The following is a 26,761-nucleotide window of genomic DNA, read 5'->3' as shown; positions in this document are numbered from 1 at the left end:
CCAGGGGGTTATCCAAGAAGGCCAGATACTAGATTTCGTTGCCAGAGCTCGATACTGGCAATACTGACAGTGCCAAGCCGCAATGCTGCTGCTTGGGGAAAGATGCCAAGCAGGGAAGGCCGTTGCCGGCCTTCCCTGGGGCTTGTTGCTTAGCTGTGGTCGACGTTCAGCTTACCCTTCTGCAGCAGGTCGTTGATGATGGCCTGATTGCTCATGGCCTGACCGTTCGCGTCATGGGTGAGATCGACGTTCTCCAGCACGATCTTCTGATCCGCGCCCTGGGTGCCAAGCTTGCCCTGGGTGTTGATCTCGACGAGCGTATTGTTGGAGTTGGCCGGATCCTGCTTGAAGTTCAGGTACTGCGACAGGTTGCCGTCCTTCTCGCCCACGAGCAGGTCCTTCAGGTCCAGCACATCCCCGCCGTCGGCGACCGAGGCCTTCGAGAAGTCCTTGATCGTGTCGATCGCAGGTTGCGCCGTGGTGCCCTGGTCGCCGAGCTGCCACTTGAACGTGTCGCTGCCGCCGTCACCCCACATGGTGTCGTTGCCCTTGCCGCCGACCAGGATGTCGTTGCCAGCGCCGCCGTGGAGCTCGTCGTTGCCGGTTCCGCCATAGAGCTTGTCGTTGCCGTCATCGCCCCACAAGACATCATTGCCGCCCTGGCCATAGATGATGTCGTCGCCCTTGCCGCCGTGCAATTCGTCATTGCCGCCACGCGTGTCGCCAGCCGCATCGAACTGTCCCGGATTCTGCTTGATGAACTCGTATATCCGTTCGTTGGTCGGCGCGACGCCGTCCACGGCCGTGAGGTAGTCCTTCAGCGAGTCGAGACCGCCACCATTGTGGGATCCCGCGGGATTGCCGGCCCACGCCAGGTGGTCGGTGTTGATCGCGTCACCGAAGATGATGTCGTTGCCGTCGCCGCCGTAGACGGTGTCGTGGCCGACTTCGGCCGGATTGCTCGTGCTGCTGCCTCCCTTGAGCGCGGCCGCCAGGTCGTTTGCGGTGTTGACGATGTCAATGGAACCAACCTTGCCGGTGACGGTGTCCCAGCCCCAGTAGTCAAACGAGATCTGGCCATTGCCGACAGTGTCTGTATTGTCGAAGAAGCGCAGGATGTTGCTGTCGATGCCGGTTCCGATACCGATGCCGTGGACCTTGCTGGTGCCACTCAAGGCTTTGAAGGCGTCGACGGATTCCTTCATGGTGTTGTAGTCGGTATCGTTACCCGGTCCTTTGACGCTCCCGCCGTTGTTGTAGTACTGAGTCGGATTGCCGTCGGTCAGGAAGAAGGTCAGGTTTTCGAACTTCACCCCATTCGGGGTCGCTTTGCCTTGGTCAGCAAACCACTTCACGGTGGCGTTGAACGCCGCCTCGTAGTTGGTGCCCGCGATATCGCCGCTCGCAATTGTGAGTTTGTTGATCGCCTCGATCAACTGGCTCAGATTGTCCTTCGTGAGGTTGTTGAACGTGATCGGAGCTTGAGCATGGGTTGCGAAGCCGATCAGCGATACATTGACGACGCCGTCGTGCTTCTCCAGGTCGGCGGCGAGCTTGACCAGCGCGTCCTTGACCAGCTGCATGCGGTTGACACCGGAACCCGATTGCGCGGACATGCTGCCCGAACGGTCCACCACCAGTGCGATGTTGTAGTTCGTGCCGGGGGTGACGTTCGTGACGTAGCCGCCGTGGTCCGCCAGGATGATGTCATCGCCCGACCCGCCGTTCAGCGGCGGCTTGCCGCCGCTGCCGCTGTTGTCATTGCCATTGGTCACCAGGTGGTCGGCGGAGATGACGAACTTGTGCTCGGTCGAGGTGTCGTTGCCGCCATTCGCCGTGCCGCCATTGTCCTTCACTTGGAAATTGAAGGAGCTGTCCTGCTTGTCGGCGCCCGGAGTGAACTTCAGCAGGCCTTGTTCGATGGCCGACTTCGGAATCTCCATGCCGGCCGTGACCGGCTTGCCGTTATAGGTCATCGTGCCGCTGGTGGGCGGTTGGGTGATGATGACGCTTTGCAGGCTGTTGCCTTCCGCTCCATCGTCGAAGCGGAAATCGTTCAATGAGAAGACGTACTGGCTATCGTCAGCTTCCAGGTTCGCGGAACCGTCCACGGTCGTGGGCGCGTCGTTGACACCATTGATGGTGATGGTGATGGTGCTGGTGGCCGAGCCGTCGGCGGAGGCGACCGTGTAGGTCTCGACGATGCTTTCGCCCGCCTTGAGGAACTGGATCGCGGCGTTGTTGACGTTGTAGGTGTAGGTGCCATCGGCTTTCATCACGATGGCGCCCAGCGCTCCGCCCGCATGCGTACTGCTGGTGAGCTTGAGGGTGTTTGTGTCGAAGGTCGACTGGCCGGCATCGGGATCCGTGATGGTGACCGCGCCCTTGACGGTGAGATTTCCGGCCGTGACGTTCACGTCTTCGGTGACAGACCGGAAGTCGTTGGTCATCACCGGCACGTCATTGGTGCCATTGATCGTGATGGTGATGGTCGTGGTGCTGAAGTCGCCGTCGGAATCGCGGATGGTGTACGAGAACACGTCCGAGAGCGTGTTGCCTTGCCCCAGCGCATTGACGCGCGGATCGCTGTTATTCAGGGTATAGGTATAGGTGCCATCGGCGTGGATGGTGATCTTGCCGTACACGCCATTGACCTCGGCGTCGACGTTGCCTTCGATCGCCTTGTTCGCGTTGGCAGCACCCTTGGCCACGCCGACCACGGTGGTCACGTCGGCGCCCACGGCGTCCGCACCGGTGCCGGTGATGACATTGCCCGTGGCTTCCAAGACCTTGTCTTCCGTCACGCTGGCCGTGTCCGGCTTTGCCTCGGGCGCGCTGTCGGTGATCTGGATGGTCAGCTTGCCGCTGCTGCCGTGGCCGCCAGCATTCTTGGCGGTCACGGTGAAGTCGTCATGCACACTGTCCTTGCCGTTAGAGTGATCCTGGGATTTCCCCTTCTCGGTATAGGTGTAAGTGAGCTTGCCGGTAGCCGGATCGTAGCCGGTGATCTTCAGCGTGCCCTTGCCCGTGGTCAGGCTGACGGGGTTGGCATTCGTCGCCTTGGTGACGTCCACGCCATTTACGTCGACGCTCACAATGCCCAACGCCGCGGAGATCTGCATCGTTCCCGTAACCGTGTCGCCGGTGGCTTCCGCGACCTTGTTCGTCGCGTTCGTAACGGCGGACTCCGCAGTGGAGGTCACGTTGAAATGCGTGTTCACCTTGTCGCCGTCGCCATCCGTTCCGGTAACGCCAACCGTGAAGTCCATCGGGCCGGCGGGAACGCTTTCCGTATAGGAGCCGGTCGTGAGGAAGGACATCCTGACGCCGCTGCCCGCGGCGACCTCGATGCTATCGAATTGAGAGAACGAGGGGGTGCCCTGGCTCAACATCTCCTTCGTGATGTGGATGGCGCCAGTCGTATTGTTCACGGGTACGGTGATGACCTTGGAAACGCCATCGCTCCATATCGTGACATTGAGCGTGCCGCTTCCCTTGACTTCCGCGACATTAAGCGTGAAATCCGAGAGGGCTTTCTTGAAGTCCATGCGGAAGCTCTCGCCCGAGTCGAAGGAGGTGTTGCCGATCCCGAACGAATTTCCGCTGCCGAACGTGTTGGCGTTGAACGTCTTTCCGCCGCCGGCGCTCAGCGTGGCATAGCCGAGGTCATAGGAGGATTGGGGGTTGTTGCTGATCGAGGAGGCCAAGTCGATCGACGCGGTCGTCCCGGGCCGGGCTTCGTGCTGGGTGACGGTATAGCCGCCCTCCGGATTCAGGGTCACCGTGAAGATCTTGGTCCCGTTGGGCGAGAAGATGTCGACCGAAGACTTGTTGAGCGCGCTGGTCGTCCAGTTCTGCGGCAGCTGACCGACAGACGACACAACCAGCGTGGCGCCCACGGCGTCGGCACCCGTATGGAATTCCAGAATGCCGGTGGCGCTGGTAGCGGCATTCTCCATCACCGTATTGGTGACGGCGCCGAATTCCGGACTGTCATCCTCGATATTGATCGTGATGGTGCCGTTGCTGGTGGCGTGGCCATCGTTGACCTGCACGCCGATGCCCAGCTGGAGCACGTCCTCGACCGAGTTCGTCGGGTGATCCACTTGGCCCGACAGGGTTACGGTGTAGCCGCCCGCGTCGGTCATCGTGACGGTGATGACGGGGTTTCCGTGGAAGTCCTTGCCGACCAGGGTGTGGCCATTGTCCGACAAGGTCCAGACGACAGGTTTCCCTTGCGAGGTCAGGGCATTGTCCGCCGGCTTGACCAAGGTGACGGTATGGGTGTCCTTCACATCCAAATCGGAGATGGTCAGGTTGCCGGAGTAGGTGACGGCGTTCGTCGTATCGATGGTGCCCGTGTTGTCGGGTATGCCGTGCGGCAGGCCTTCTTCGGACAGGTTGATGCTGGCGCTGCTGATGGAGGGCAGATCGTTCGTGCCGGTAATCGTAATCGTCAGCACGGCCTCGCTCTTGTCGCCGTCGGCATCGGTGATGGTGTAGCGGATGGTCTCGGTCAGCAATTCGCCCGCCTGCAGCCCCTGGACAGCTTGCAGGCTGTTGTTGAGCTGATAAGACCAGGTGCCATCGCCATTGTCCACCAGCGTGCCGTACTTGGCGTCGCCGGTAGTGATGACCGTCGTGACTGCATCGGCGCCGAGCGTGTCGTTGCCCAACAAGTTGCCGGAGATGGGGGCGGTCGTGCCTTCGGTGATGCCCGCCGTGTCGTTCTTGGCTTCAGGCGCGGTGTCGGTGATGAGCACGACCAGGTCGTCGGACTTGACCTGGTTGGCCGCGTCGGTGACGGTGACCGTGAACTTGTCGGTGACGGAGTTGTCGCCGGCAGTGTGATCCTTGGCCGTACCGTCCTGCTGGTAGCTGTAGGTGATCTTGCCGCTGGTGGCGTCGTAGCCGGTCAGCGTGAGCTTGCCTTCGGTGCCGGTGATGACACGCGGGGTGGTCGGGCTCAGCGCCTGCAGCTCGGCCACGGTGAGGGTGACGTTGCCGATCTTGACGGTGGCCAGGCCTTCCGGCGCGGTGACGGTCAGTTCGCCGGTGACCGGCTGCGTGGCGTTCTCGGCGATGCTGACGTTGCCAGCGTCTGCGCCGTTGGCGTCGGGGACAGTCACGCCCGGCACGCCATCGGTGTGGCCGTTGATGCTGACCGTGATGGTGGTGGTGCTGACGTCGCCGTCGGCGTCACGGATCGTGTAGGTGAAGGTGTCCTTGAGCTGCTGGCCATCGAGCAGCGCGTTGACGCGCGGATCGTTGTTGTTCAGCTCGTAGGTGTAGGAGCCATCGGCCTTGAGGACGATCTTGCCGTACTCGCCGTTGACTGCGGTGTTGACGTTGCCGGTGACGTTCTGGCCGGCGCCCACCGTGCCCTTGGCCACGCCCACGACGTTGGTGGCGTCTGCGCCGAGGGTGTCGGCGCCGGTGCCGGTGATGACGTTGCCGGAGGCGCTCAGCGCGGTGTCTTCGGTGACGGTAGCGGTGTCGGGCTTGGCTTCAGGCGCGGTGTCGGTGATGAGCACGACCAGGTCGTCGGACTTGACCTGGTTGGCCGCGTCGGTGACGGTGACCGTGAACTTGTCGGTGACGGAGTTGTCGCCGGCAGTGTGATCCTTGGCCGTACCGTCCTGCTGGTAGCTGTAGGTGATCTTGCCGCTGGTGGCGTCGTAGCCGGTCAGCGTGAGCTTGCCTTCGGTGCCGGTGATGACACGCGGGGTGGTCGGGCTCAGCGCCTGCAGCTCGGCCACGGTGAGGGTGACGTTGCCGATCTTGACGGTGGCCAGGCCTTCCGGCGCGGTGACGGTCAGTTCGCCGGTGACCGGCTGCGTGGCGTTCTCGGCGATGCTGACGTTGCCGGCGTCTGCGCCGTTGGCGTCGGGGACAGTCACGCCCGGCACGCCATCGGTATGGCCGTTGATGGTGACCGTGATGGTGGTGGTGCTGACGTCGCCGTCGGCGTCACGGATCGTGTAGGTGAAGGTGTCCTTGAGCTGCTGGCCATCGAGCAGCGCGTTGACGCGCGGGTCGTTGTTGTTCAGCTCGTAGGTGTAGGAGCCGTCGGCCTTGAGGACGATCTTGCCGTACTCGCCGTTGACTGCGGTGTTGACGTTGCCGGTGACGTTCTGGCCGGCGCCCACCGTGCCCTTGGCCACGCCCACGACGTTGGTGGCGTCTGCGCCGAGGGTGTCGGCGCCGGTGCCGGTGATGACGTTGCCGGAGGCGCTCAGCGCGGTGTCTTCGGTGACGGTAGCGGTGTCGGGCTTGGCTTCCGGAGCGGTGTCGGTGATGAGCACGACCAGGTCGTCGGACTTGACCTGGTTGGCCGCGTCGGTGACGGTGACCGTGAACTTGTCGGTGACGGAGTCGTCGCCCTTGGTGTGATCCTTGGCGGTGCCGTCTTGCTGGTAGCTGTAGGTGATCTTGCCGCTGGTGGCGTCGTAGCCGGTCAGCGTGAGCTTGCCTTCGGTGCCGGTGATGACACGCGGGGTGGTCGGGCTCAGCGCCTGCAGCTCGGCCACGGTGAGGGTGACGTTGCCGATCTTGACGGTGGCCAGGCCTTCCGGCGCGGTGACGGTCAGTTCGCCGGTGACCGGCTGCGTGGCGTTCTCGGCGATGCTGACGTTGCCAGCGTCTGCGCCGTTGGCGTCGGGGACAGTCACGCCCGGCACGCCATCGGTGTGGCCGTTGATGGTGACCGTGATGGTGGTGGTGCTGACGTCGCCGTCGGCGTCACGGATCGTGTAGGTGAAGGTGTCCTTGAGCTGCTGGCCATCGAGCAGCGCGTTGACGCGCGGATCGTTGTTGTTCAGCTCGTAGGTGTAGGAGCCATCGGCCTTGAGGACGATCTTGCCGTACTCGCCGTTGACTGCGGTGTTGACGTTGCCGGTGACGTTCTGGCCGGCGCCCACCGTGCCCTTGGCCACGCCCACGACGTTGGTGGCGTCTGCGCCGAGGGTGTCGGCGCCGGTGCCGGTGATGACGTTGCCGGAGGCGCTCAGCGCGGTGTCTTCGGTGACGGTAGCGGTGTCGGGCTTGGCTTCCGGAGCGGTGTCGGTGATGAGCACGACCAGGTCGTCGGACTTGACCTGGTTGGCCGCGTCGGTGACGGTGACCGTGAACTTGTCGGTGACGGAGTCATCGCCGTCGGTGTGATCCTTGGCGGTGCCGTCTTGCTGGTAGCTGTAGGTGATCTTGCCGCTGGTGGCGTCGTAGCCGGTCAGCGTGAGCTTGCCTTCGGTGCCGGTGATGACACGCGGGGTGGTCGGGCTCAGCGCCTGCAGCTCGGCCAAGGTGAGGGTGACGTTGCCGATCTTGACGGTGGCCAGGCCTTCCGGCGCGGTGACGGTCAGTTCGCCGGTGACCGGCTGCGTGGCGTTCTCGGCGATGCTGACGTTGCCAGCGTCTGCGCCGTTGGCGTCGGGGACAGTCACGCCCGGCACGCCATCGGTGTGGCCGTTGATGGTGACCGTGATGGTGGTGGTGCTGACGTCGCCGTCGGCGTCACGGATCGTGTAGGTGAAGGTGTCCTTGAGCTGCTGGCCATCGAGCAGCGCGTTGACGCGCGGATCGTTGTTGTTCAGCTCGTAGGTGTAGGAGCCATCGGCCTTGAGGACGATCTTGCCGTACTCGCCGTTGACTGCGGTGTTGACGTTGCCGGTGACGTTCTGGCCGGCGCCCACCGTGCCCTTGGCCACGCCCACGACGTTGGTGGCGTCTGCGCCGAGGGTGTCGGCGCCGGTGCCGGTGATGACGTTGCCGGAGGCGCTCAGCGCGGTGTCTTCGGTGACGGTAGCGGTGTCGGGCTTGGCTTCAGGGGCGGTGTCGGTGATGAGCACGACCAGGTCGTCGGACTTGACCTGGTTGGCCGCGTCGGTGACGGTGACCGTGAACTTGTCGGTGACGGAGTCATCGCCGTCGGTGTGATCCTTGGCGGTGCCGTCTTGCTGGTAGCTGTAGGTGATCTTGCCGCTGGTGGCGTCGTAGCCGGTCAGCGTGAGCTTGCCCTGGGTGCCGTCGATGACACGCGGGGTGGTCGGGCTCAGCGCCTGCAGCTCGGCCACGGTGAGGGTGACGTTGCCGATCTTGACGGTGGCCAGGCCTTCCGGCGCGGTGACGGTCAGTTCGCCGGTGACCGGCTGCGTGGCGTTCTCCGCGATGCTGACGTTGCCGGCGTCTGCGCCGTTGGTGTCGGGGACAGTCACGCCCGGCACGCCATCGGTGTGGCCGTTGATGGTGACCGTGATGGTGGTGGTGCTGACGTCGCCGTCGGCGTCACGGATCGTGTAGGTGAAGGTGTCCTTGAGCTGCTGGCCATCGAGCAGCGCGTTGACGCGCGGATCGTTGTTGTTCAGCTCGTAGGTGTAGGAGCCGTCGGCCTTGAGGACGATCTTGCCGTACTCGCCGTTGACTGCGGTGTTGACGTTGCCGGTGACGTTCTGGCCGGCGCCCACCGTGCCCTTGGCCACGCCCACGACGTTGGTGGCGTCTGCGCCGAGGGTGTCGGCGCCGGTGCCGGTGATGACGTTGCCGGAGGCGCTCAGCGCGGTGTCTTCGGTGACGGTAGCGGTGTCGGGCTTGGCTTCCGGGGCGGTGTCGGTGATGAGCACGACCAGGTCGTCGGACTTGACCTGGTTGGCCGCGTCGGTGACGGTGACCGTGAACTTGTCGGTGACGGAGTCGTCGCCCTTGGTGTGATCCTTGGCCGTACCGTCCTGCTGGTAGCTGTAGGTGATCTTGCCGCTGGTGGCGTCATAGCCGGTCAGCGTGAGCTTGCCCTGGGTGCCGTCGATGACGCGCGGGGTGGTCGGGCTCAGCGCTTGCAGCTCGGCCACGGTGAGGGTGACGTTGCCGATCTTGACGGTGGCCAGGCCTTCCGGCGCGGTGACGGTCAGTTCGCCGGTGACCGGCTGCGTGGCGTTCTCGGCGATGCTGATGTTGCCGGCGTCTGCGCCGTTGGCGTCGGGGACGGTCACGCCCGGCACGCCATCGGTGTGGCCGTTGATGGTGACCGTGATGGTGGTGGTGCTGACGTCGCCGTCGGCGTCACGGATCGTGTAGGTGAAGGTGTCCTTGAGCTGCTGGCCATCGAGCAGCGCGTTGACGCGCGGATCGTTGTTGTTCAGCTCGTAGGTGTAGGAGCCGTCGGCCTTGAGGACGATCTTGCCGTACTCGCCGTTGACTGCGGTGTTGACGTTGCCGGTGACGTTCTGGCCGGCGCCCACCGTGCCCTTGGCCACGCCCACGACGTTGGTGGCGTCCGCGCCGAGGGTGTCGGCGCCGGTGCCGGTGATGACGTTGCCGGAGGCGCTCAGCGCGGTGTCTTCGGTGACGGTAGCGGTGTCGGGCTTGGCTTCAGGGGCGGTGTCGGTGATGAGCACGACCAGGTCGTCGGACTTGACCTGGTTGGCCGCGTCGGTGACGGTGACCGTGAACTTGTCGGTGACGGAGTCGTCGCCCTTGGTGTGATCCTTGGCGGTGCCGTCTTGCTGGTAGCTGTAGGTGATCTTGCCGCTGGTGGCGTCGTAGCCGGTCAGCGTGAGCTTGCCCTGGGTGCCGTCGATGACACGCGGGGTGGTCGGGCTCAGCGCCTGCAGCTCGGCCACGGTGAGGGTGACGTTGCCGATCTTGACGGTGGCCAGGCCTTCCGGCGCGGTGACGGTCAGTTCGCCGGTGACCGGCTGCGTGGCGTTCTCGGCGATGCTGACGTTGCCAGCGTCTGCGCCGTTGGCGTCGGGGACAGTCACGCCCGGCACGCCATCGGTGTGGCCGTTGATGGTGACCGTGATGGTGGTGGTGCTGACGTCGCCGTCGGCGTCACGGATCGTGTAGGTGAAGGTGTCCTTGAGCTGCTGGCCATCGAGCAGCGCGTTGACGCGCGGATCGTTGTTGTTCAGCTCGTAGGTGTAGGAGCCATCGGCCTTGAGGACGATCTTGCCGTACTCGCCGTTGACTGCGGTGTTGACGTTGCCGGTGACGTTCTGGCCGGCGCCCACCGTGCCCTTGGCCACGCCCACGACGTTGGTGGCATCTGCGCCGAGGGTGTCGGCGCCGGTGCCGGTGATGACGTTGCCGGAGGCGCTCAGCGCGGTGTCTTCGGTGACGGTAGCGGTGTCGGGCTTGGCTTCAGGGGCGGTGTCGGTGATGAGCACGACCAGGTCGTCGGACTTGACCTGGTTGGCCGCGTCGGTGACGGTGACCGTGAACTTGTCGGTGACGGAGTCGTCGCCCTTGGTGTGATCCTTGGCGGTGCCGTCTTGCTGGTAGCTGTAGGTGATCTTGCCGCTGGTGGCGTCGTAGCCGGTCAGCGTGAGCTTGCCCTGGGTGCCGTCGATGACACGCGGGGTGGTCGGGCTCAGCGCCTGCAGCTCGGCCACGGTGAGGGTGACGTTGCCGATCTTGACGGTGGCCAGGCCTTCCGGCGCGGTGACGGTCAGTTCGCCGGTGACCGGCTGCGTGGCGTTCTCCGCGATGCTGACGTTGCCGGCGTCTGCGCCGTTGGTGTCGGGGACAGTCACGCCCGGCACGCCATCGGTGTGGCCGTTGATGGTGACCGTGATGGTGGTGGTGCTGACGTCGCCGTCGGCGTCACGGATCGTGTAGGTGAAGGTGTCCTTGAGCTGCTGGCCATCGAGCAGCGCGTTGACGCGCGGGTCGTTGTTGTTCAGCTCGTAGGTGTAGGAGCCATCGGCCTTGAGGACGATCTTGCCGTACTCGCCGTTGACTGCGGTGTTGACGTTGCCGGTGACGTTCTGGCCGGCGCCCACCGTGCCCTTGGCCACGCCCACGACGTTGGTGGCGTCTGCGCCGAGGGTGTCGGCGCCGGTGCCGGTGATGACGTTGCCGGAGGCGCTCAGCGCGGTGTCTTCGGTGACGGTAGCGGTGTCGGGCTTGGCTTCAGGAGCGGTGTCCGTGATCTGGATGATCAGGTCATTGCTGCGGGTCTCGCCGGCAAAGTCCGTGACGGAAACCTGGAAGAGGTCGCGGACCGAATCGTCGCCCTTGGAGTGATCGGCGGCTCCGCCAGTTTCCTGGTAGGAGTAGGTGATCTTGCCAGTGGCGGCGTCGTAATTGGTGATGGTCAGCACCCCCTTGTCGGTGGCGATGACTACCGGGTTGGCGGCGCTGGCGTTGCTGACATCCTTGCCGCCCACCGTGACCTTGTCGATGCCGGCCTCGGCGGAGACGGTCACGGAACCGGTGACCGTGGCGCCAGAGGCTTCGGCCACATTGTTATGACCCGCCGTCACATTGCCGTCGCTGTCTTCAGGCGTGATCACCGGAGGCGCATCGGTCTGGCCGGTGACCGTAATGGTCAGGGTGGCAGTGCTGGTCGCGCCTTGCGCGTCGGACACCGTGTACGTGATCGACGTCGTCGCGGTCTGGCCGTCATTCAAGTATTGGAAAGCCGTGCCGGGATTGAACGTGTACGTGCCGTCGGCGTTGAGCGTGAACGTGCCGCCATTCGAACCGACGACAGGCTTGCCGACGTCGGCGTCGGCGCCATTGACTTGCGAAACGCGGATGGCGTCGCCGTCCGGATCGCGGTCGTTGCCCAGCACGCCTTCGGTGACGTGGTTAACGACCAGGATGTTGTCTTCACCGGTGGCGCCTTCGTCGTTGGTGGCGACCGGAACGGGGTTGCCCACCGTCCAGACGAAGGTCTGCGAAACGCTTGCGCCCGACTTGTCGGTGGCGGTTACGGTGATGAGGTACTCGCCCTTGACACCCGTGTTGGTGTGATCGGACGCCCAGTTAGCGAACTGGCCGGTGAAGGTGCCGGTGGTGGGGTCGAACTTCAGGCCGCCGGGGATGTGGTCGACCGAGTAGACCAGGGAGTCGCCGTCGTCGAGGTCGCTGAAGAAGCCGGACAGGTTGTAGTTGACGACATCGCCGTCCATGTTGTCCTGGTTCTGCAGGGCAACCGCGGTCGGCGCGTCGTTGGTGCCGGTGATTTCGACTGTCAGCGTGGCGGAGCTGGTGCCGCCTTGGCCGTCCGTGACGGTATAGGTGATCGAGCTGGTCGCCGTTTGGCCAACAGCCAGATGCTGGAAGGCGTTGCCGGGGTTGAACGAGTACGAGCCGTCGGGGTTCAGGGTGAACGTGCCGCCATTGGAGCCGGCCGTCGGCGTGCCGACGTTGCCGGTGGCGCCGTTGACTTGCGAGACGGTCAGGGTATCGCCGTCCGGGTCGATGTCGTTGGACAAGACGCCGTTCTGGGCGTTGACGTTGAGCGTGGTGTCTTCGTTCGTGGTGCCGTTATCGTCGGCAGCCGTCGGTGCGGGATTGGTGACATCCCAGTTGAAGTCCTGGGACGTCGTGGCGCCGGACGGATCGGTGGCGGTCACCGTGACCGTGTAGACCCCATTGTTGCCGCCTTGCGAGGCGGAATGGTCGATGGTGCCGGTGATGATGCCGGTGTTCGGGTCGATGGTCAGGCCGGGCGGCAGGCCGGTGGCGGTAAAGGTGAGCTTGTCGGTGGTGTCCGGGTCCGAGAAATGGCTGGAGACGTTGTAGCTCACGCCGGTCTGGGCATCGATGCCCGAGGTGTCGGCGATGGAGGTGGACACCGGGCCGTCGTTGGTGCCGGTGATCGTCACGACGACGGTCGCCGTGGAGGTGGCGCCGCTGGGATCCGTGATGGTGTACGAAATGGTGCTGGTGGCCGTTTCGCCCACGGCCAGGTGGCCGTATTCATTACCCGGGTTGAAGACGTAGCTGCCGTCGGGCAGGACCGTGAAGGTGCCGCCGTTGCTGCCGTTGACCGTGAGGCCGGCCGGGGTCATGGGGCGGCCGCTGACCGAGACGATCGCCAGCGGGTCGCCGTCGGGATCCGAGTCGTTCAGCAGCAGGTTGCCGCGCACCAGGCTGTTCTGCTCGCCGCTGCCGGTATCGTTCAGCGCGTTGGGCGGGGTGTTGACGGTGGCCGGGGTGGCCTCCTCGTCGCCGCCGGCGCCGGTGCCGGACAGACGGGGCAGGATCTCCTGGCCGCGGCTGGGGTTCGGGTAAGCCAGGTCGAGCGGGGTGGTGGTTTCCAGGATGCGGGCCAGGCGCACGAAGCTGCTGCCGCCGGCATCGCCGCCGCCGGCCACGACGGCAGCGGTGGGATCCAGTTCATCGAACGGGTCGCGGCCGTCGCGCAGGGCGGCCAGCAAGCGGTCGGAGTCGGTGCCGGAGGGCGGAGCCACGGCCGCTTCGGACGGGTCGGCCAGGGGACCGGTCATGTCGCCGGTCACGGCAACTTCGCGGCCTTCGCCGATGACGATCGGCATGCCGTTCTCGACCTGAAGCGAAACGGTGGCGCCCGAGGCAGTGACGACGTCGCTGCCGGCGGGGACCTTGCTGCCTTGATGCAGTTCAGTCAGGGAACCGTCGCTATTGCGTATCCACGCGCGACCGGAGATTTCGTTGACGACTGCGGGAGAAGTGTTGGCCATGTTGGTTCCGTTTCAGGGAGTTATCCAAGATGGCCAGATACTAGATTGCGCCGCCGGCGCGGGATATTGTCCTCAAGGACAGTATCAGGAAGTAATTTTGATTTTGGCGTCGGCGGGGGCAGAAATGCCGTGGACGAGCAGGGCGAGCTGCAGGCGATCGGTCACGCCCAGCTTTTCGAAAACGGCTGACAGGTGGGCCTTGACCGTGCGCTCGGTGATGCCCAGGGCTTCGGCGATCTGCGCATTGGCCTGGCCGCTGGAGGCATAGCGGGCGACGGTGATTTCACGCTCCGTCAACACCCCGCCGTCCCAGGAGCTCTCGTCCTGAGCGCGTTCGGCAACCAGCTTGAGCAGGCGCGACACCAGCGAACGGCCCATCCAGATGCCGCCAGAGGCGACGACTTCCAGTGCCTGCGACAGCGAGGCGGCCGAGGCATAGCCGTGGCAATAGCCATGCGCGCCGGCGCCCAGTACCCGGGTGCCTTGCTCGTCGTTCGGACTGGGGCTGGCGACCACCACGTGCAGGTCCGCGAGCGTCGCGGCCCAGATGGGATCCTGCCAGGAAGGCAGCCGGGGCAGGTCCGCATCCAATACCGCCAGAGTGCGGCCCTGTTCGCGCCAGCGTTGCAGGTCGGCCAGGCCGCGCCCGCGGGCCGCCAGCCAGCGGGCCGGGTTCAGGCCGCGCCAATGCTGCCACAACAGGTCGTCGTGCGTAATCAACAGGACAGGAACGGGTTTCATAAAGCCTTGCAGCCCTCCTTTAACGTTCGGTAAAGGCATTCGCCTTGGCGCGCAGTATGGGCTTGAGCAGGTACTGCAGCACCGTGCGCTTGCCAGTCAGGATATGAACCTCCGCCACCATCCCGGGGATGATGGGCAACAGTTTGTCGCCTACCGTGCTGCGGTCCGTGCGGACCCGCACCACATAGTAGGAATTGCCTTTCTCGTCGGTCACGGTGTCCGCGCCGATTTGTTCCACCTTGCCTTCGAGGCCGCCGTAGATGGCGAAGTCGTAGGCCGTGAATTTCACTTCCGCCTTCTGGTCGGCATGCAGGAAGCCGATGTCGCGCGGCTGGATGCGGACCTCGAGCAGCAGCGTGTCGTCCTTGGGCACGATTTCGATGATGTCCTTGCCAGGCTGGACCACGCCGCCGACCGTGTTGTTGAACAGCGTCTTGACCGTGCCGCGCACCGGGGCGCGGACCTCGGCCAGCTTCACGCGGTCGGCCAGCGCCAGCTTGCCTTGGCGCAGGGTAGCCAGCTTGGTGTTGGTTTCGGAGAGTTCGTTGCGGGCCTGGTTGCGGATGTTCAGTTCGGCTTCCTGGAGCTTGCTTTCGGCTTCCTTGATGGAGGCCTGGAAGCGGTCGATCTGGGCTTCGGCGCCTTTCTGTTCGCCGCAGTAGCGGGCCACGTCGCGTTGCAGGCGCAACAGGTCGACTTCGGACACGGCGCCGCTCTTGAGCAGGGGACGGGTCACCTGCAACTCGCGCGAGGTCAGGCCGCAGCTGGCCGAGGCCTGGTCGCGTTTGGCGATCGTTTCGCGCAGGTCTTCCTGGCGCTGCTTGAGCTGTTCGCGGGCAACGTTGACGGTGGCGTTCAATTCCGTGGTGCGCGCCTGCCACGCATTGCGCTCCATTTCCACCAGTCCGGGCGCCTGCGCCAACACTTCCGGGGGAGCCACGAAGGGGTCGCCGGTGGCCAAGGCCTGCAGGCGGGCCGCCTTGGCGAGCAGGGACAGGTATTCGGCGTTGTTCTCGCCCAGCGACGAGGCGAACCGGGTGGAGTCGATCTTCAGCAGGATTTCGCCGGCCTCGACTTCCTGGCCCGGACGCACCAGGATTTCCTCGACGATACCGCCGTCCAGACTCTGGATGATCTGGACCTGGCGCGAGGGTACGACCTTGCCTTCGCCGCGCACGACTTCGTCGATGCTGCCGGTGCCGGCCCAGAACAGCAGCCCGCCGGTGGCCAGCAGGCTGACCCATAGCAGGATGCGCGAACCGCGCGCCTGCGATTCATGGATGACCCATTCCGCGTTGCCTACGTAGTCGGAGCGTTGCTGGGGCTTGCCTTTTTCGGTTCCGTCCAGCAGGCGGTCGAAGAAGAACACGAACACGCCGCGCAGCTTGCGCCACAAGCTTCCAAACAGGCCGTGCCGGGTTTCGCCAGGATTGTTCAGCATGGTTTCCTCAGCTTCCGCGTCCGACGCGTCCTTGACGCAGTGCCTCGACCACTTGCTCCTTGGGACCGTCGGCCACGATATGGCCGTTGTCGATCACGATCAGGCGGTCGACCAGGTCCAGCAGGGCGGTGCGGTGCGTGACCAGCAGGATCGTCTTGGTGGCGCTGGCTTCACCCAGCCGCTTGCGCAGCTGCGCTTCACTCTGGTGATCCATGTTGCTGCTGGGCTCGTCCAGCAGCAGGATGGGCGGATCGTTGATCAGGGCGCGGGCCACCGCCACCGACTGGCGCTGGCCGCCGGAGAGGGATTCGCCGCGTTCGCCGATGATCATGTCGAAGCCATCGGGGTGCAGGTTGGCGAAGTCGGTGACGCCCGCCATGTTGGCGGCAGCCAGGATGCTGGCGTCGTCGGCGTAGGGCGCGCCCATCGCCAGGTTGTGCTTCAGGCTGCCATAGAACAGCAGCGGGTCCTGCGGCACGTGGCCGATGGCGCGGCGCACGTCGGCCGGATCGATCTGCCGCACGTCCACGCCGTCCAGCAGGACTGCGCCCTCGGTAGGTTGGTACAGCGCCAGGGCCAGCTTCTCCAGCGTGGTCTTGCCGGAGCCGATGCGGCCGATGATGCCGACCTTTTCGCCCGGCTTGAGCTTGAAGGACACTTTCTTCAGCACCGGCTGCTTGCTGCCGGGATAGCTGAAGGTCACGTCGCGGAACTCAATGCCGCCATGGAAGACCGGGCGATGCAGGAATTCGGCTTCCGCCGGACGTTCGATCGGCAGCTTCATATAGTTGTCGATCGAACCCAGCGAGGTGCGCGCGTTCTGGTACTGCATCAGCAGTCCGGCGACCTGGCCGAGCGGGGCCAGGCAGCGCCCGGCGATCATGGAGGCGGCGATGATGCCGCCCATCGATATGGCGGATTCCTGGGCCTGGTAGACGCCGATGATGACGACGGAGATCGACACCAGTTGCTGGATGGCCTGCACGAAGCCGACCGTGGACGACGAAATCAGCTTCAGTTTGCCGCCCGTCAGGGCGATGTACTCGGTGGCGCGCTCCCAGTTGCGCTGGATGGAGCCCTGCGCGTTGAGCGTCTTGACGGACTCCAGGCCGGTCAGGGCCTCGACCAGGGTCGCATTGCGCTGCGACGAGGCCTGGTAGGAAGCCATGGTGAGGGATTCCATGCGGGCTTGCGCGGCCAGCGACACCAGCAGGATCAACACGATCGCGACCAGCGGCGGCAGCACCATCCAGGGCGAGATCCAGGCCAGCGCCAGCAGGAACAGCAGAATGAAGGGCAGGTCGACCAGGGTGGTGATGGTGGCCGATGCGATGAAGTCGCGGATGGATTCGAATGAACGCAGGTTGGCGGCGAAGGAGCCCACCGACACCGGCCGGCCTTCCATGCGCAGGTCCAGAACGCGTTCCATGATCTGCGCCGACAGGCGCACGTCGACCCGTTTGCTGGCGCTGTCGACCACGTGGGAGCGCGCAGTGCTCAGGATCATGTTGAAGATCACGACCAGGGTGATGCCGATGGCCAGCACCCAGAGCGTTTCGACAGCGTTGTTCGGCACGACGCGGTCATACACGTTCATGGTGAACAGCGGCATCGCCATCGCGAAGACGTTGATCAGCAGGGCGGCGATCAGCGCGTCGCGGTACAGGCGCCGGTTTTCCATGATGGCGGCCCAGAACCAATGGCGCTCGCGCACCTTGGCGACTTCGGGCGCGCGCGCGTCGAAACGGAACTGCGGGCGCACGAAGCACACCAGTCCGGTGTATTGCGCAGATAGTTCCGCGGCGCTCATTTCCATGGAGCTGCCGCCCAGTTCGGGGTGGCTGACGACGTAGTTTTCGCCGTCTTTCTTCAGCAGCAGGCAGGCGCGTTCGCCGTTGAGCAGCAGGATCGCGGGCAACAGGTCTTGCGAAATGCTCTCCAGCGTGCGCTTGACCACGCGGGCCGAGAGCTGGGCACGCGCGGCGGCGCGCGGCAGCAATGCCGGCGTCAGCTTGTGTTCTTCCAGCGGCAGGCCGGCCGACAGCGCCTGAGCCGTCGCCGTCACGCCATGCAGCCGGGTGATTTCAACCAGGCAGTCCAGCAGTGGGTCGTCGTGCGCCGCGCGCGCGTCAGCGCGCCACTCCCGGGCCGCCATTTCAGATAACTTGTCCATCTTCGTCATCCAGCAGGTCGAGGTGTTCGGAGAGGCGCGCGCGCTGTTGCTTGCGCTGGGTCAGCTTTTGTTGAGCCTGTATAGGCAGGTCGGTCATACGCAAGGTGCCATTGGCTATCAGCGCGTCGATCAGGTCTTCCAGGACGCGGACGAAGTCCGCATCCAGTTGTGAGAAGTCGTTGCCCTGTTTCTGCATATGGTCTCCTTGCGCTTGCATCGCCTAGGGTTTGGCCTTGGGCGAGTTTACCGGGATGAACGTGGGCGGCAGGTTGCCCTCGTTGTATTGCACGCGCACGGGCGCCAGGCGGGCCGAGTCGGGGATCGTCGAGTTGCAGAGCTTGATGACTTCGTCGGAGACTTCCAGCTTGCCGTTTTCTTCGGGCATTTCGTTGCGCGCGGGCTGCAGCGACAGCGCCGGCAGCAGCGCGTGCGACAGCGCCAGCCAACGGTATTGCGCGATCTGCAGGTCGTACAGCGCGTTGGTCAGGGCGCGGCGCGATTCGAACAATTCGTTTTCGGTGTCCAGCAAGTCCAGCAGCGAACGCTGGCCGATCTGGAATTGCTGGCGGTAGGCTTCGCGCACCTTGGTGGTGGCCACTTCGTGGTCACGCAGGAAGGGCAGCTTCTGGCTCAGGCTGGCGACGTTGTTCCAGGCCACGGCCAGGTCCTGCTGCACATTGCGGCAGGTGTAGTCGCGGATGTCGCGCGCGGCATAGGACTGCGCGGAGGTCTGGCGCACGCGGGCGGAGTCGGAGCCGCCGCGATACAGGTTGTAGCTCATGACAACCTGGACGCTGGAGTTCTGGATGTCGCGGTTTTGCGGCGTCGGGTCGTTCTGGTCGCGGCCGGTGGCGGCCACGAACTCGAACTTGGGCGAGAAAGCGCCCTTGGACGAGGCGACGCCTGCTTGGGCGGCCTGCAGCCCGGCCTGCTTGGACAGGAAGCTGGGGTTGCGGCGCAGCGATTCGTTGAAATCGGCGGGTTTGACCGGCAGCTTGCCGCTGATATCGGGCGTGGGCTGCATCGCTTCAGGGGGCAGGGCACCGGTGACGCGCTGGAAACGCTGTTGCACGTCCAGCAGGTTGGCGGTTTCGGTCATCAGGTTGGTCTGGGCCAGCGCCAGGCGCCCGCCGGCCTGTTCCAGGTCGACGCGGCGGCCCACGCCCGATTCGGCGCGCTCATTGATCTGCTTGAGCGTTTCTTCGTGCAGGGTGTAGTTCTGGCGCGCCAGCAGTTCCATGTCGCGATAGCGCTGCAGGTCGATATAGGCCTGCACTGCGCCGAAGGCGGTGTTGTCGCTGGTCGCCAGCAGGTCATAGAAGCGCGCCAGCTTGTCGAAGCCAGCTTGCTTGACGTCGTTGCTCGTACGGAAACCGTCGAAAATCAGCTGACGCAATTCCACGCTATAGCCGGGGCGGTTCCAGCTCTGCGACCCGACTCCGGGCACATTGTTGCGGTATTCGCGGCCCACGTAGCCTTGCGCATTGATCTGCGGGAAGAACGCGCCGCGAGCGACGGCCTGGCCTTCCAGCGAAGCCTGGAAATCATGGTACTTGGCCTGGATTTCCGGGTTGCTGAGCAGGGTCTGCTCGACGACCTGGTTCAGAGTGACCCCAGCTGCCCCGGAGGCGGGGGCTGCTGACTGTGCAAATGCCGCAGGAACGAATGCCAGGGCAAGGACCGAAGTCGTGCTTTTGAGCAAAAACGAAGCCATAGTGATTATTCGCGAGTCGAGTTAGGAATTAATGGCCGCCATATTGTGTGGAAATGTCAGATTTGACGAGTCAATATTTGTTAATTCTTGACGAAGTTTTCCGGTCGGCAGTTTGGGTTTCTTCGCGCATCATCTCTTAATTAGCTTGAATTTGCACTAATTTCGCGATATTCCAGATTTGTGATCCGGTTTAATGCAGGATAAATGCGGTTTATTGCGCTTTATTTCGCGGTTTGGGTGAACACGGCGCACAACGATTATATCGGTTTGATAATTTTGTATCTGTTTTAAATACCCGAATTTGTATCTGTAACTGTTTGGTTGCGGTTCGATTGAGGTATGGAAATAAGACGAACTGACCTCGCCATGTCTTAGCGTGGTAGTGTTGGTACTGGTATATAAGGTGCAGTTGTACTAGGTTGAGACCCTGTGCATAATTCGCTCATGCCGCAGTGGCTGGCGCCCGGGATCGTTGTTTGAACCGCGCGCGGCACGAGCCGGATTGTCTATTTGCAGAGCGCATCCATGGCCCAAACTCTTTACGACAAACTCTGGGACGCCCACGTCGTCCATCAGGAATCAGACGGCACCTGTCTGCTCTATATCGACCGCCACCTGGTGCACGAAGTCACCAGCCCGCAGGCGTTCGAGGGCCTGGCGATGGCCGGCCGCAAGCCGTGGCGTACGGGCGCCAACCTGGCAGTCGCGGACCACAACGTGCCGACGCTGAACCGCGCCCAGGGCATCGACGATCCGATTTCGCGCCTGCAGGTGGACACGCTGGACGCCAACTGCGAAAAGTACGGCATCACCGAATTCCGCATGAATGACCTGCGCCAGGGCATCGTGCACGTGATCGGCCCGGAGCAGGGCGCGACCCTGCCCGGCATGACCGTGGTCTGCGGCGACTCACACACCAGCACGCACGGCGCCCTGGGTGCGCTGGCCTTCGGCATCGGCACTTCCGAAGTGGAGCACGTGCTGGCGACCCAGACGCTGCTCATGAAGAAAGCCAAGAGCATGCTGATCAAGGTCGACGGCGAGTTGCCCTTCGGCTGTACGGCCAAGGACGTGGTCCTGCACATCATCGGCATCATCGGCACGGCCGGCGGCACGGGCTACGCCATCGAGTTCGCCGGCAGCACGATCCGCGCCCTGTCCGTGGAAGGCCGCATGACCGTCTGCAACATGGCCATCGAAGCCGGCGCTCGTTCCGGCATGGTGGCGGTGGACGACAAGACCGTCGAGTACTTCCGCGGCCGTCCCTTCGCGCCCACGGGCGTGCTCTGGGATCAGGCGGTGGGCTACTGGCGCACCCTGCATACCGATGAGGGCGCCAAGTTCGATGCCGTGGTGCAAGTCAACGCCCGCGACATCAAGCCGCAGGTCACCTGGGGCACGTCCCCGGAAATGGTGCTGCCGGTGGATTCCCGCGTGCCGGACCCCGATCGCGAAAAAGACGACGTGCGCCGCAGCGGCATGGAGCGCGCGTTGCAGTACATGGGCTTGAAGCCGAACACGCCGCTTACCGATATCCGCGTGGATCGCGTGTTCATCGGTTCTTGCACCAATTCGCGCATTGAAGACCTGCGCGCGGCGGCGGCGGTCGCACGCGGCAAGCATGTGGCCTCCAATGTGCGCCAGGCCATGGTGGTGCCGGGCTCGGGCCTGGTCAAGCAGCAGGCCGAGCGCGAAGGGCTGGACAAGATCTTCATCGAGGCGGGCTTTGAGTGGCGCGAGCCGGGCTGCTCCATGTGCCTGGCCATGAACGCCGACCGCCTGGAACCGGGCGAGCGTTGCGCCTCTACCTCGAACCGCAATTTCGAGGGCCGGCAAGGGCAGGGCGGGCGCACCCATCTGGTCAGCCCGGCCATGGCCGCCGCAGCCGCCGTCGCCGGCCATTTCGTCGACGTCCGCACTTTCCGTTAAGCGTCACGCACCGAGTATCGACATCATGCAAGCATTTACCACTCACGAAGGCCTGGTGGCTCCGCTCGACCGCGAAAACGTGGACACGGACCTCATCATTCCCAAGCAGTTCCTCAAATCCATCCAGCGCACCGGCTTTGGTCCGAACCTGTTCGATGAACTGCGCTATCTGGACCATGGCGAACCCGGCATGGACAACAGCAAGCGTCCGCTGAATCCGGATTTCGTGCTGAACCAGCCGCGTTACCAGGGCGCGTCGGTGCTGCTGGCGCGCAAGAACTTCGGCTGCGGCTCCAGCCGCGAACATGCGCCCTGGGCGCTGACGCAGTTCGGGTTCCGCGCCATCATCGCGCCGTCCTATGCCGACATTTTCTTCAACAACAGCTTCAAGAACGGTCTCTTGCCCATCGTCCTGTCGGAACTGGAAGTCGCGCGCCTGTTCGACGAAGTGAAGGCTTTCCCCGGCTACAAGCTGCGCGTCGACCTCGACCGCCAGGTCGTGGTGGCGGCGGATGGGCGCGAGATGGGTTTCGACATCGAACCCTTCCGCAAGTACTGTCTGCTCAACGGCTTTGACGATATCGGGCTGACCCTGCGCCAGTCGGACAAGATCCGCGCCTTCGAGGCCGAGCGCCTGGCCCGTCATCCGTGGCTGGAAAGCCGTCCCATCGCCTGACGCCACCATTCTTCTGATTACAGGATCGTTTTCGTATGACTCACAACATCGCAGTCTTGCCGGGTGACGGCATCGGCCCGGAAATCGTCGAACAGGCCGTGCGCGTCCTGAAGGCGCTGGACGTGTCCTTCGATATCAAGCAAGCGCCCGTGGGCGGCGCCGCCTTCGATGCGTTCGAGCATCCGCTGCCGCCGGCCACGCTGAACCTGGCCAAGGAATCGGACGCCGTGCTGTTCGGCGCCGTGGGCGACTGGAAGTACGACAGCCTGCCGCGCGAGTTCCGCCCCGAGCAGGCCATTCTGGGCCTGCGCAAGGCGCTGGGCCTGTTCGCCAACCTGCGTCCGGCCATCCTGTATCCGGAACTGGCCAGCGCTTCGTCGTTGAAGCCCGAGATCGTGTCCGGCCTGGACATCCTGATCATCCGCGAACTGACTGGCGACATCTATTTCGGCACGCCGCGCGGCGTGCGTTCCTCGCCCGACGGCGCCTTCACCGGCGAACGCGAAGGCTACGACACCATGCGCTACGCGGAATCCGAAGTGCGCCGCATCGCGCGCATCGGCTTCGAATCGGCGCGCAAGCGCAACAAGAAGCTGTGCAGCGTGGACAAGGCCAACGTGCTGGAGACCTCGCAGTTCTGGCGCGACATCGTCATCGAAGTGGCGCGCGAGTATCCCGACGTGGAGCTGTCGCACATGTATGTCGACAACGCCGCCATGCAGCTGGTGCGCAACCCGCGCCAGTTCGACGTCATCGTGACCGGCAATCTGTTCGGCGACATCCTGTCCGACGAAGCGGCCATGCTGACGGGCTCGATCGGCATGCTGCCTTCGGCTTCGCTGAACGCCGGCGGCCAAGGCTTGTACGAGCCCAGCCACGGTTCCGCGCCCGATATCGCCGGCCAAGGCATCGCCAATCCGCTGGCGACCATCCTGTCCGCGGCCATGCTGCTGCGCTATTCGCTGAATCTGGCGCCGCAGGCTGACCGCATCGAGGCCGCCGTGCGCCGGGTGCTGGCCGACGGCCTGCGCACCGCCGACATCTTCGAGCCGGGCACGACCAAGGTCGGCACGGCGCAGATGGGCGACGCAGTGCTGAAAGCGCTGGCCTGATCTTCTCGGGATCGAGCCGCCGGGCGCCCGTGCGCCTGGCGGTTGAAGCGCCGTAAAACAAGGGGCAGCCCGGCTGGGTCGCCCCTTGTTTTGCTGTTGTGGCATCGCCTCGAAAGCGCTCTGTATCCATTGCGGCCCCTATTATTTCTAGCTGCGCCGCAACATCCGGCCGTGCATTCTGATAAATTGTTGAATTGCACGGCTTTTTCCCCTGGACCCTAGTCTCCACACCTTTAAAGAGCGATTGAAATGAATCAAGCAGTAGGCCTTGTCGGCTGGCGCGGTATGGTCGGCTCGGTGCTCATGCAACGCATGCGCGACGAGAACGACTTCGCACTGATCGAACCGGTGTTTTTCTCCACCAGCAACGCTGGCGGCGCCGCGCCCACTTGGGCCACTGGCGCAGGCCCGCTGCAAGACGCCTACAACATTGACGCTCTGAAAAAACTGCCGATCATCGTGACGGCGCAAGGCGGCGACTACACCTCCGAGGTCTATCCCAAGCTGCGCGGCGCAGGCTGGAACGGCATCTGGATCGATGCCGCCAGCACCCTGCGCATGGCCGATGACGCCATCATCGTGCTGGATCCGGTCAACCGCCCGGTCATCGACGCGGCGCTCAAGCGCGGCGTGCGCAACTTCATCGGAGGCAACTGCACCGTCAGCTGCATGCTGATGGGCCTGGCCGGCCTGTTCAACAACGACCTGGTCGAATGGATGACCTCCATGACCTACCAGGCTGCTTCCGGCGGTGGCGCGCAGCACATGCGCGAGCTGCTGACCCAGTTCGGCGAGATCAACGGGTCGGTCAAGTCGCTGCTGGACGATCCCGCGTCGGCCATCCTGGAAATCGACCGCGGCGTGCTGGCCAAGCAAAAGGATCCGGCGCTGCCCCACGAGCACTTCGGCGTGCCGCTGGGTGGCAACCTGATTCCCTGGATCGACAAGGACCTGGGCAACGGCATGTCCAAGGAAGAGTGGAAGGGCGAGGTCGAGACCAACAAGATCCTGGGCCGCGGCGCCGCCTTCGGCACGCCCGCCACGCCGATCGACGGCCTGTGCGTGCGCATCGGCGCGATGCGCTGCCACAGCCAGGCGCTGACCATCAAGCTCAAGCGCGATGTGCCGCTGGACGAGATCGAAGCGCTGATCGCCGAAGGCACGCAGTGGGCCAAGGTCGTGCCCAACACCAAGGAAGCCACGGTTTCCGCGCTGACGCCGGTCGCCGTTACCGGCACGCTGGACATTCCCGTGGGCCGCCTGCGCAAGCTGTCGATGGGCTCGCAGTACCTGGGCGCTTTCACCGTGGGCGACCAGCTGCTGTGGGGCGCCGCCGAGCCGCTGCGCCGCATGCTGCGCATCGCGCTGGCCGAAGCCTGATGCCGTTGCAGGCGGCGTTCTGCGCCGCCTGAGCAGGCACGCAAGGCAAGCAAGGGCACCTCAGGGTGCCCTTGCCGTTTGCAGGGCGTCTGTACCGTGTCGGCGGACAGGCCCGCCAGCAAGCGCGGCCGGGCCTTTCAGGTTTGTGAAATGCGCATGATCCATTACACTTTTCCCGTGAATTGATGCCAGTTCTCACCGATATGGCGTGATCCGGCTCCAGCCCGCAAGTCGACTACAAGACGGAATTCCAGCTTATGACCCAGCGTTCGCGCCAAGTGAAGCATGCCCGCCGTTTAAAAGCCCTGCAGTGGGCGATTGCGCTGGCGATTGGCTCAAGCGTGTGCAGTACCGCCATGGCCATGCGCGTGGGGCATTCGCGGGTGGTTTCCGTGCCGGGCGCGCCGCTGCAGGCGGTGGTGGGATTGCAGGAACTCACGCCCGAGGAAATCGCATCGCTCAAGGTGTCGGTGGCCGACGAGGCGTCCTGGCAACGCGCGGGCCTGAAACCGCCGGTCCCGCTGGCAAGCATGGTGGTCCGGGTTGAGGACGGCCTGGACGCCACGCGCAAGAATCTGCGCGTGCGGGCCTCGCAGCCGCCGGCCAGCGGCGCGGTTGATCTGCTGCTGGATATCAGCTCCAGCTCCGGGCAGCGCCAGGTGCAGGTCAGCATCCTGGTGCCGTTGCGCGGCACCACGGCCGACGTGACGCCGGCCGCGGTCGGCACGCCGGGGCGTGCGGCGGGATCACGTTCGGTCAACGTGAAGTCCGGCGACAATCTTTTCGCGATCGCGCAGCGCAATGCCGTGCCCAACGCGTCGGTCTATCAGATGCTGGTGGCCTTGTGGCGCGCCAATCCCGAGGCATTCATCCAGAACAATATGAATCTGGTGAAGGCTGGCCAGAGGTTGACGATTCCCGACGCGGCCACCGTGCGCGCGGTGGATCCGGCCGAAGCGCGGCGCATCTTCAATGAGCATGCCGAGGCATTCGCGAAGTACCGCGCGCGCATCGGCGCGGCGGCCGGCGCGAATCCGTCCGTGGTCCAGGGGCAGGGCGCGGCTTCGGGCAGCGTTGCGCCTCCCGCTGATGCCGGGGCGGCCAGCGCATCGCCGCCGCAGGATCGCGTTCGCTTGTCTTCCGGGCAGGCGCAAGACAGCGCGTCGGCTCAAGCCGAGGCGCAGGCTGACGCCAGGACGTCGAGCGAGCGCGCCATGGCCGATGTCCAGGGGCGTGTGAGCCAACTGCAGAGTAATGTCGACGATTTGAACAAGGCGGTGGCACAGCAGGGCGCCGCTGGTGCAACGGGCGCTTCGGGTGCAACGGGCGCTTCGGGTGCAGCGGGCGCTTCGGGTGCAGCGGGCGCTTCGGGTGCAGCGGGCGCTTCGGGCGCAGCGGGCGCTTCGGGTGCAGCGGGCGCTTCGGGTGCAACGGGCGCTTCGGGTGCAGCGGGCGCTTCGGGTGCAACGGGCGCTTCGGGTGCAACGGGCGCTTCGGGTGCAGCGGGCGCTTCGGGAGCAGCGGGCGCTTCGGGTGCAACGGGCGCTTCGGGTGCAACGGGCGCTTCGGGTGCAGCGGGCGCTTCGGGAGCAGCGGGCGCTTCGGGTGCAACGGGCGCTTCGGGTGCAACGGGAGCTTCGGGTGCGGCAGGCGCTCCGGGTGCGGCAGGCGCTTCGGGTGCGGCGGGCGCTGCGGGTGCGGCAGGCGCTGCGGGTGCGGCAGGCGCTGCGGGTGCGGCAGGCGCTGCGGGTGCGGCAGGCGCTCCGGGCGCGGCAGGCGCTCCCGGCGCAACAGGAACGGCAGGAGCCGCGGGCACTCCCGGCGCCGCGGGCGCTTCTGGGACACCTTCGCCAGATCAGGCCGCCGGTACGCCGGCAGGCAAGGATTCTGCCTCGGACATGCCTGCGTGGCTGGCCGACAATCTGCTCGTTATCGTCACCGCAGTGCTGGCGCTGATCGCATTCGCGATTGCCTGGCTCTTGCGCCGGGCCGGCGCGCGGCGCGGGGACGATGACGAGGAAACCTACGAATTCAACGAGCCAGCGCTGGATACGGCGGCGCTGAACCGCAAGCTCGGAAGCATCAATCTCGACCTGGACGAACCGCCCACGGACGAACCGCACCGTGTCGGCGGGCCACGGGTTTGATAC

The 26,761-nt window shown here is 64.7% G+C and carries 11 protein-coding genes; 5 read left to right on the top strand and 6 right to left on the bottom strand.

Features of this window, described 5'->3' with window-relative positions; translation table 11 throughout:
* Positions 1-149 precede the first annotated feature (149 nt).
* From IAG39_RS31630 to IAG39_RS20695, 6 genes are all read right to left on the bottom strand, one after another.
* Positions 150-13,445, bottom strand: a complete 13,296-nt coding sequence (locus IAG39_RS31630; protein ID WP_316252969.1) for a retention module-containing protein — start codon at positions 13,443-13,445, stop codon at positions 150-152.
* 84 nt (positions 13,446-13,529) lie between these two features.
* Positions 13,530-14,186 carry a helix-turn-helix transcriptional regulator gene (locus IAG39_RS20715; protein ID WP_059371199.1) on the bottom strand — a complete coding sequence of 219 codons (657 nt, stop codon included), beginning with the start codon at positions 14,184-14,186 and terminating at the stop codon, positions 13,530-13,532.
* A gap of 19 nt (positions 14,187-14,205) precedes the next feature.
* Positions 14,206-15,627 carry an HlyD family type I secretion periplasmic adaptor subunit gene (locus IAG39_RS20710; RefSeq protein WP_059371198.1) on the bottom strand — a complete coding sequence of 474 codons (1,422 nt, stop codon included), beginning with the start codon at positions 15,625-15,627 and terminating at the stop codon, positions 14,206-14,208.
* A 7-nt stretch (positions 15,628-15,634) separates the two neighbouring features.
* Entirely contained in the window at positions 15,635-17,800 is a 2,166-nt protein-coding gene (locus IAG39_RS20705) for a type I secretion system permease/ATPase (protein ID WP_059371197.1), read from the bottom strand.
* Complete coding sequence (locus IAG39_RS20700) at positions 17,784-17,996, bottom strand: hypothetical protein (protein WP_042792889.1); 213 nt, start codon at positions 17,994-17,996, stop codon at positions 17,784-17,786. The genes IAG39_RS20705 and IAG39_RS20700 overlap by 17 nt, the downstream gene beginning before the upstream one ends.
* A gap of 24 nt (positions 17,997-18,020) precedes the next feature.
* Positions 18,021-19,514 (bottom strand): TolC family outer membrane protein, encoded by a 1,494-nt coding sequence (locus IAG39_RS20695; protein ID WP_059371196.1) that lies wholly within the window; start codon positions 19,512-19,514, stop codon positions 18,021-18,023.
* A 525-nt stretch (positions 19,515-20,039) separates the two neighbouring features.
* Here IAG39_RS20695 and leuC point away from each other — a divergent pair.
* The 5 genes from leuC (at position 20,040) to IAG39_RS20670 (ending at position 26,758) form a co-directional block, all read left to right on the top strand.
* Positions 20,040-21,443: a 3-isopropylmalate dehydratase large subunit gene (leuC, locus tag IAG39_RS20690; protein WP_059371195.1), complete on the top strand. Its 1,404-nt coding sequence runs from the start codon at positions 20,040-20,042 to the stop codon at positions 21,441-21,443.
* Positions 21,444-21,468: 25 nt separating this feature from the next.
* Positions 21,469-22,119: a 3-isopropylmalate dehydratase small subunit gene (leuD, locus tag IAG39_RS20685; protein WP_054458281.1), complete on the top strand. Its 651-nt coding sequence runs from the start codon at positions 21,469-21,471 to the stop codon at positions 22,117-22,119.
* A gap of 35 nt (positions 22,120-22,154) precedes the next feature.
* Positions 22,155-23,231, top strand: coding sequence for a 3-isopropylmalate dehydrogenase (gene leuB, locus IAG39_RS20680; RefSeq protein WP_118934947.1), 1,077 nt, complete (start codon positions 22,155-22,157; stop codon positions 23,229-23,231).
* A 249-nt stretch (positions 23,232-23,480) separates the two neighbouring features.
* Positions 23,481-24,611 (top strand): aspartate-semialdehyde dehydrogenase, encoded by a 1,131-nt coding sequence (asd, locus tag IAG39_RS20675; RefSeq protein WP_059371193.1) that lies wholly within the window; start codon positions 23,481-23,483, stop codon positions 24,609-24,611.
* A 257-nt stretch (positions 24,612-24,868) separates the two neighbouring features.
* Positions 24,869-26,758 (top strand): FimV family protein, encoded by a 1,890-nt coding sequence (locus tag IAG39_RS20670; protein ID WP_187774058.1) that lies wholly within the window; start codon positions 24,869-24,871, stop codon positions 26,756-26,758.
* Positions 26,759-26,761: the final 3 nt, after the last annotated feature.

Source organism: Achromobacter xylosoxidans (genome assembly GCF_014490035.1).
GTDB classification, from domain to species: domain Bacteria; phylum Pseudomonadota; class Gammaproteobacteria; order Burkholderiales; family Burkholderiaceae_B; genus Achromobacter; species Achromobacter bronchisepticus_A.
Note: the sequence above shows the minus strand (reverse complement) of the source record. Positions and strands in the feature narration are given on the sequence as shown.

Bases quoted from the DNA above. Each gene is read 5' to 3' on its own strand.
- IAG39_RS31630 (WP_316252969.1), bottom strand. From the start codon at position 13,445: ATGGCCAACACTTCTCCCGCAGTCGTCAACGAAATCTCCGGTCGCGCG.
- IAG39_RS20715 (WP_059371199.1), bottom strand. From the start codon at position 14,186: ATGAAACCCGTTCCTGTCCTGTTGATTACGCACGACGACCTGTTGTGG.
- IAG39_RS20710 (WP_059371198.1), bottom strand. From the start codon at position 15,627: ATGCTGAACAATCCTGGCGAAACCCGGCACGGCCTGTTTGGAAGCTTG.
- IAG39_RS20705 (WP_059371197.1), bottom strand. From the start codon at position 17,800: ATGGACAAGTTATCTGAAATGGCGGCCCGGGAGTGGCGCGCTGACGCG.
- IAG39_RS20700 (WP_042792889.1), bottom strand. From the start codon at position 17,996: ATGCAGAAACAGGGCAACGACTTCTCACAACTGGATGCGGACTTCGTC.
- IAG39_RS20695 (WP_059371196.1), bottom strand. From the start codon at position 19,514: ATGGCTTCGTTTTTGCTCAAAAGCACGACTTCGGTCCTTGCCCTGGCA.
- leuC (WP_059371195.1), top strand. From the start codon at position 20,040: ATGGCCCAAACTCTTTACGACAAACTCTGGGACGCCCACGTCGTCCAT.
- leuD (WP_054458281.1), top strand. From the start codon at position 21,469: ATGCAAGCATTTACCACTCACGAAGGCCTGGTGGCTCCGCTCGACCGC.
- leuB (WP_118934947.1), top strand. From the start codon at position 22,155: ATGACTCACAACATCGCAGTCTTGCCGGGTGACGGCATCGGCCCGGAA.
- asd (WP_059371193.1), top strand. From the start codon at position 23,481: ATGAATCAAGCAGTAGGCCTTGTCGGCTGGCGCGGTATGGTCGGCTCG.
- IAG39_RS20670 (WP_187774058.1), top strand. From the start codon at position 24,869: ATGACCCAGCGTTCGCGCCAAGTGAAGCATGCCCGCCGTTTAAAAGCC.